We start from the raw sequence: 6,331 nt of genomic DNA on the forward strand, positions 1-6,331 counted from the left end.
GACTTCCGGCGCCGGCGCGGGTGCGGCGATCGTAGCTTCAGTCATGATGAGCCTCCAGGAATAAGAATTGTTGTCCTCTACTAGTATACGAACAAGCGTTCGCTAGTCTAGTCTTAGGGCAGGTGGACTTACGATTCCCCCAAGGCATCCGTCCTCATTGACCCCGAACAGGAGAACCATGCACGGCAACGACGCCCGGCCAGCCAGCACCACCCTGCCGCTTCCCAAGGGACGCCCCGACCACTACTGGGAAGACCTGGTGGCAGGCGATGTGATCCGAACAGCGGGCATGACCATCACTGATGCGCACCTGGTCCAGTGGGCCGGGCTCACTGGCGACCTCGTCTCGCTGCATCTGGATGAGACGTACGCGGCCACGACGCCGTTCGGCCAGCGCATCGCCCACGGCCCCCTGACCATGTCACTGGGGTTGGGACTGATGACCCAGACCGGCTACTTCAGCAACGTGGTGGCCTGGCTCGGGCTGGATGAGGTCCGCGCCCTGGCCCCCGTGTTCATCGGCGACACCATCCACGTCAGCGCCACCGTGGAGCTGGCCCGTGAGACCAGGAAGCCGGACCAGGGGATCTGGAAGATCAACTACTCAGTGCTGAAGCAGGATGACTCCACCGTCATGACGTTCAGCAGCAGCTTCATCATGAAAAGGAAGTAGGCCATGACAATCCAGGACAATTTCCGCCCGGCCCCGCCGGCCGAGATCTCCGAGCCCGCCGAATTTGCAGCGCTGCGGAGCCGCGTCCGGGCCATGCTTGCCGAGCATGTCACCCCGGAACGGCTCAATAAGTTCGACGAGGCGGAGGAGTACGACGTCGAGCTCTTCCACGAGATTGCCGCCGCCGGCCTGGTGAAGCTCGACGGCGAACTGCACGGACCCGGGCCGGGGCACCAGGCGCAGGCCGTCGTCCTCGAGGAACTCGGAGCCGGACCAACCTCCGTGGGAGTCAGCATGGTGGTCCAGTACATGGGCGTCCAGCTGCTGCACAGCTACGGCAACCACCAGCAGCAGGAGGAGTTCCTGGCACCGTTGCACGCCGGGAAAGCCAAGATGTCCTTCGGACTGAGCGAACCCGACGGCGGCACCGACGTCGCCCGCGCCATGAAGACCCGCGCCGTCCGCCGGGAGGACGGAAGCTACTCCCTCTCCGGACAGAAGAAATGGATCGGCGGTGCCATGGATGCGGATTACCTCATCATCCTGGCCCGGACCAGCGAAACGGCACGCTCCGCGATCGACGGCATCACCATGTTCCTCGTCCCGCGTTCCACCCCGGGGATCCGGACGGAAGTCATCGACACCGTGGGCATCCGGGGCCTGGCGCAGTGCGACGTCTACCTCGACGACGTCCGCGTCCCGGCTGCGAACATCCTGGGCGAAATCGACAAGGGCTTCCGGCAGGTTCTCGATACGCTCAACGGCGAGCGCCTCAACGGCGCCGCCGTGGCCCTGGGAATTGCCCGCGGAGCCATGGAAACGGCCATCGGCTGGGCCCGCGAGCGGGAGGCGTTCGGCCGCCCGGTGGGCTCCTTCCAGGGCCTCCAGCACAGCCTGGTGGATGCCAGCGTCAAGATCGAATCGGCCCGGCTGCTGCTGCGGCAGGCAGCGGAAGCGTCCGACTCCGGCCCGGGCACGAATGAGACCTGGTCCGCGCTGGCGAAGCTTGCCGCCTCGGACGCTGCGACCACCACCACCGACGTCGGGATGCGCGTTATGGCCGGCTGGGGGTTTTTCCGCGGGCTGCCGATGCAGCGCTACTTCCGTGATGCCCGGCTCTACACCTTCGCGCCGCTGACAGACGAGATGACCCGCAACTACATCGGCGAGAAGCATCTGGGACTCCCCCGGTCCTTCTAAAGCACGCGGCGCACACACAGAAAGGGGCGGCTGCCTTCCGGCAGCCGCCCCTTTCCTTGCGGTTGTGTCTGAAAGACCTAGGACCTGTAGTCGATTTCGAGGTCCACGATGTCCTGGTCGTGCAGGTTGACGACGATGTTGTCCGGCGTCCGGGTGGTCATCCAGATCAGTTCCTCGGTCTTGCTGGCATTGCCTTCGATGTGCGGCATGAACGGCGGCACGAAGACGAAGTCACCCTCATTGAGGTAGACGATCTGGCTGTAGCCCTCGCCGTAGCGGATGAAGCCCCGGCCCTTGAACACATAGCCCCCCGTGTTGGCCTCGCCGTGGTGGTGCGCATCCGAGATCTCGCCGGGACCGGTGTAGACCTTGCCGAACCAGAGGCGCTCAACCGGGCTGTTTTCCTTACTGACGCCGGAGATACGGCGGGCATTCAGCGTCTGGCCGGGTGCGGACGCCAGTTCGTCGGCCCGGTTCACCCGGAACAGGTCCACGTTGCGGTTGATGTCAAAGGCCACTTCAGTCATGGCAGATCCTCCTGAGGTTTTTGAGTTGCCGCCGGTTTCGTCGTCGCAGCCGGGGCCCGACTTCAGTATGTTGCCTCCGCATCCCGGAGTCAAGACGTACGCTTGTTCGTTGAGCTTCCACGGTCCCGCCGGGAGCAACATCCGACCGCCGCCCTTGACAGAAGGCGCCATAATGGGATTACCTAATGAACATTCGGTAAATAAAGCTGGAGGCAATGACGCATGGCTGGATCGACGGTTTCCGGTGACACCCACCCCATCCTTAAAGACGACTACGCCTCGGAGTGGATGGGCATTGAAGTAGTGGCGCTGGACGACGGACATGCCACGATCCGCATGGCGCTCCGGCAGGAAATGCTGAACGGATTCGGCATGGCCCACGGCGGAATGATCTTCGCCTTCGGCGACACAGCCTTCGCGCTGGCCTGCAACCAGACCACCCCGAGCCCGGCTGACGAGGGCAACATCACCGTGGCCTCCGGCGTCGACATCAACTTCCTCAAGCCCGCCTTCCGCGGCCAGATTCTGACCGCCGTCGCCAACCGCCGCGCCAGCACCGGACGCAGCGGCCTCTACGACGTCCAGATCTATGCCGCCGATCCCGGCACGGTCACTGAGACTCCGGCCTCCGCCGGCTCGGCGCCCGCAGCCACGCCTCCCGCCACCACGGTCCCGGGCGAACTCCCCACCGATATCCTCCCGGGCGAACTCGTCGCCGAGTTCCGCGGCCGCAGCCGCACCATCTCCAAGAAATAGAAACAGGGAACCCCAGATGACCCAAGAAACCGTCGCAACCACCAGTGACGCCGTCCTGGACCGCGAAGAAACCATCTCCCGCGACGAGCTCGAGGCATTGCAGCTCAGCCGCCTGCAGCACACCGTGGCCTACGCCTACGACCGCGTTCCCCTGTACAAGCGCAAGTTCGACGAGACCGGCGTCCACCCGACGGACCTGCGCGAGCTCTCCGACCTGGGCAAGTTCCCGTTCACCACGAAGGAGGACCTCCGCCTGGAGTACCCCTTCGGCATGTTCGCCGTGCCGCAGCACGAGGTGGCCCGCATCCACGCCAGCTCCGGCACGACCGGCCGCGCCACCGTCGTCGGCTACACCAAGAAGGACCTCGCCGACTGGGCCAAGCTCGTGGCACGCTCGCTGCGCGCCTCCGGCGTCCGCCCGGGCATGAAGGTCCACAACGCCTACGGCTACGGCCTGTTCACCGGCGGCATGGGTGCCCACGCCGGCGCCGAGGCCCTCGGCTGCACGGTCATCCCTATCTCGGGCGGCCAGACCGAACGCCAGATCACGCTCATCCAGGACTTCAAGCCGGACGCGATTCTGGCGACGCCGACCTACCTGCTGACCATTGCCGACGCGATGATGAAGCAGGGCATCGACCCGACCTCCACCTCGCTCAGGTACGCCGTGCTGGGTGCCGAGCCGTGGACCGAGGAAATGCGCCACGAGCTCGAAGTGATGATGAACATCAAGGCCTGTGACATCTACGGGCTCTCCGAGGTCATGGGGCCCGGCGTCGCCGGCGAGGCCGTGGAAACCCAGGACGGCAGCCACATCTGGGAGGACCACTTCCGCCCCGAAATCATCGACGCCTTCGACCCCTCCGTGGTACTGGGCGACGGCGAACCCGGCGAACTGGTCTTCACCTCGCTCACCAAGGAGGCGCTGCCGATCATCCGGTACCGCACCAAGGACCTCACCCGCCTGCTGCCCGGCACCGCCCGCCCGGCGCACCGCCGGATGGGCCGGATCACCGGCCGCAGCGACGACATGATCATCCTGCGCGGCGTGAACCTGTTCCCGTCGCAGATCGAGGAGATCGCCCTGCGCATCCCCGAGCTGAGCCCGCACTTCCAGCTCGAGCTCACCCGCCCCGAAGGCCAGCGGATGGACCAGCTGACCGTCAAGATCGAACGCCGCGAGTCCGTCACGGCAGAGGGCATCGCGTCGGCCGCCAAGGCCCTGCAGCAGCAGATCAAGATCCACGTCGGCTCCTCCTGCACGGTCAACGTCGTCGAGCCCGGCTCCCTGGAGCGGTCCAACGGCAAGCTCCGCCGGATCTACGACATGCGCCCCAAGGCCTGACCACCTCGTGTCCAGCCCGCCGGGCGGCCCATCCGGGCCCCGGCGGGCTGGCCCATCTCCAGACAGTGAGAACCAGCGACCATGCCCACCACAGCACCCAGCACCAAGCGCGGCCGTCCCGGCTATGACCAGCAGTCGGTGCTGCTGATCGCCGTCGACGTGTTCAACCGCCACGGCTACGACGCCACCTCCATGGGCATCCTCGCTGAAAACCTGGGCATCTCAAAGTCCGCGATTTACCACCATGTGCCGTCCAAGGGTGACCTCCTGAAACTCGCGCTGGACCACGCCCTGGGCGGCCTTGAAGCCATCCTGGAGCAGCCGCAGGCCAAGACCGGCACCGCCGAGGCCCGGCTCGAATTCGTCCTCCGCGAAACCATTTCCGTGCTGGTGGAACGGCTGCCCTATGTCACCCTGCTGCTGCGCCTGCGCGGCAACACCGAGATCGAACGCGACGCGATGGAACGCCGGCGCACCTTCGACCACAAGGTCGCGGCCCTGATTTCCGCCGCCCGCGACGAGGGCTCGCTCCGGCAGGACATCGACCCGCGCACCGTCACCCGGCTGCTCTTCGGCACGATCAACTCCATCGTCGAGTGGTACAAACCCGGCGGTTCCCTCTCCCCCGAGAAACTGGCCGACGACGTCATCACCATGGCCTTCAACGGCCTCCACGTCCCGCGCTAGGGCGGTCCCGCGCCTGCGCTGCGCCGCCGTTTGCGGCCGCGCAGAAGCCCATTGACGGCGCCCGGCGCCGAGGCCACGCTGGTGGGATGGCCACAAAATTATCCCAGCTGATCATGGGCACAATTCCCCAGCTGCGCTACGAGCCCACTGCCAAAAGGGTCCGTGCGAGTCTCGGCCGGGACACCGTCGTCGACACACTGCAGGCCTGCCTGGTGTGGGAACCGCGGCGGATCACCCCCATCTTTGCCGTGCCCGAGCAGGAACTGCACGCCGAGCTCACCGCACCGGCCCTGCCGGCGGCCCCGGTCGAGGAGCACCCGTTCGCGCTTCGGGAAGGCGCGGCCCCGACGACGCTCGACCCTCAAACGGCATTTGGCAGGCACACCATCGCCGGCGAGGAGCTCGACGTCGTGACGGCAACAACGACGGCGTCCCGCGCCGCTTTCCGGCCCGAGGACCCCGATTTGGCCGGCTATGTCGTGCTGAATTTCAACCCCTTCAACTGGCTCGAGGACGATGAGGAGATCATCGGCCATCCCCGGGACCCGTTCCACCGCGTGGACATCCGCGCTTCGTCCGTGGACGTGGAGGTGGCGCTCGACGGCGTGAGCCTGGCCCGCACGAACGGCGCACAGCTGCTCTACGAGACGCTGCTTCCCGTGCGGTACTACATCCCGCCCGCGGACGTGCGGCTGGACCTGCTGGAGGAGAGTCCGAAGCGGACCGTCTGCCCATACAAGGGCGAGGCCAGCTACTGGAGCTACCCGGGCTCCGGGAAAGGCCGGAACATCGCGTGGGGCTACGACCGGCGGTTCCTCGACGCCGCCCAGATCCACGGCCTCATCAGCTTCTTCAACGAGCGCGTCGACCTGACGGTGGGAGGTGTTCTGCAGCCCCGCCCCGTGTCGCCGTGGTCCCGCCCGGACGGTCCGAGTGGCCCGAGCGGTCCGGTGGCACCCTGAGGCCCTCGGCAGGCGTTTCGCTGACTAATAACGGCGCTAGCCAATATGTCCTTGTCGGACGCCCGTTCCGGGCTGAAAATGTGCCTGTGGTCGCCTGTCAACGCCGTGTCTCTATGGTTCTTTCAGGCCGTGCGCTAGCCGGACGCTGGGGATCACGTTGTGGGCCCTTCACTGTTTCTTT

General features: G+C 66.1%; 7 protein-coding genes. 6 read left to right on the top strand and 1 reads right to left on the bottom strand.

What is annotated here, in order from left to right:
- Positions 1–178: 178 nt before the first annotated feature.
- Positions 179–673, top strand: coding sequence for a MaoC/PaaZ C-terminal domain-containing protein (locus tag J2X01_RS21805; protein WP_310062609.1), 495 nt, complete (start codon positions 179–181; stop codon positions 671–673).
- A gap of 3 nt (positions 674–676) precedes the next feature.
- A complete protein-coding gene (locus J2X01_RS21810; RefSeq protein ID WP_310062613.1) occupies positions 677–1,873 on the top strand; it encodes an acyl-CoA dehydrogenase family protein in 1,197 nt (398 codons plus the stop codon).
- A 77-nt stretch (positions 1,874–1,950) separates the two neighbouring features.
- Here J2X01_RS21810 and J2X01_RS21815 read toward each other — a convergent pair whose 3' ends face one another.
- On the bottom strand, positions 1,951–2,400 hold the full coding sequence (locus J2X01_RS21815; protein WP_310062616.1) for a cupin domain-containing protein: 450 nt from the start codon (positions 2,398–2,400) through the stop codon (positions 1,951–1,953).
- 222 nt (positions 2,401–2,622) lie between these two features.
- Here J2X01_RS21815 and J2X01_RS21820 point away from each other — a divergent pair, with 222 nt between their 5' ends.
- The 4 genes from J2X01_RS21820 to J2X01_RS21835 all read left to right on the top strand — a co-directional run bounded on the left by J2X01_RS21820 (position 2,623) and on the right by J2X01_RS21835 (position 6,150).
- Entirely contained in the window at positions 2,623–3,156 is a 534-nt protein-coding gene (locus tag J2X01_RS21820) for a hotdog fold thioesterase (protein WP_310062620.1), read from the top strand.
- Between the two features lie 16 nt (positions 3,157–3,172).
- Entirely contained in the window at positions 3,173–4,501 is a 1,329-nt protein-coding gene (paaK, locus tag J2X01_RS21825) for a phenylacetate--CoA ligase PaaK (RefSeq protein ID WP_310062622.1), read from the top strand.
- An 81-nt stretch (positions 4,502–4,582) separates the two neighbouring features.
- Positions 4,583–5,188: a TetR/AcrR family transcriptional regulator gene (locus tag J2X01_RS21830; protein WP_310062624.1), complete on the top strand. Its 606-nt coding sequence runs from the start codon at positions 4,583–4,585 to the stop codon at positions 5,186–5,188.
- Positions 5,189–5,274: 86 nt separating this feature from the next.
- Positions 5,275–6,150, top strand: coding sequence for a DUF427 domain-containing protein (locus J2X01_RS21835; RefSeq protein ID WP_310062626.1), 876 nt, complete (start codon positions 5,275–5,277; stop codon positions 6,148–6,150).
- The last annotated feature ends 181 nt before the right edge of the window (positions 6,151–6,331 follow it).

It is taken from the genome of Arthrobacter ginsengisoli, from assembly GCF_031456935.1.
Lineage (GTDB): Bacteria > Actinomycetota > Actinomycetes > Actinomycetales > Micrococcaceae > Arthrobacter > Arthrobacter ginsengisoli.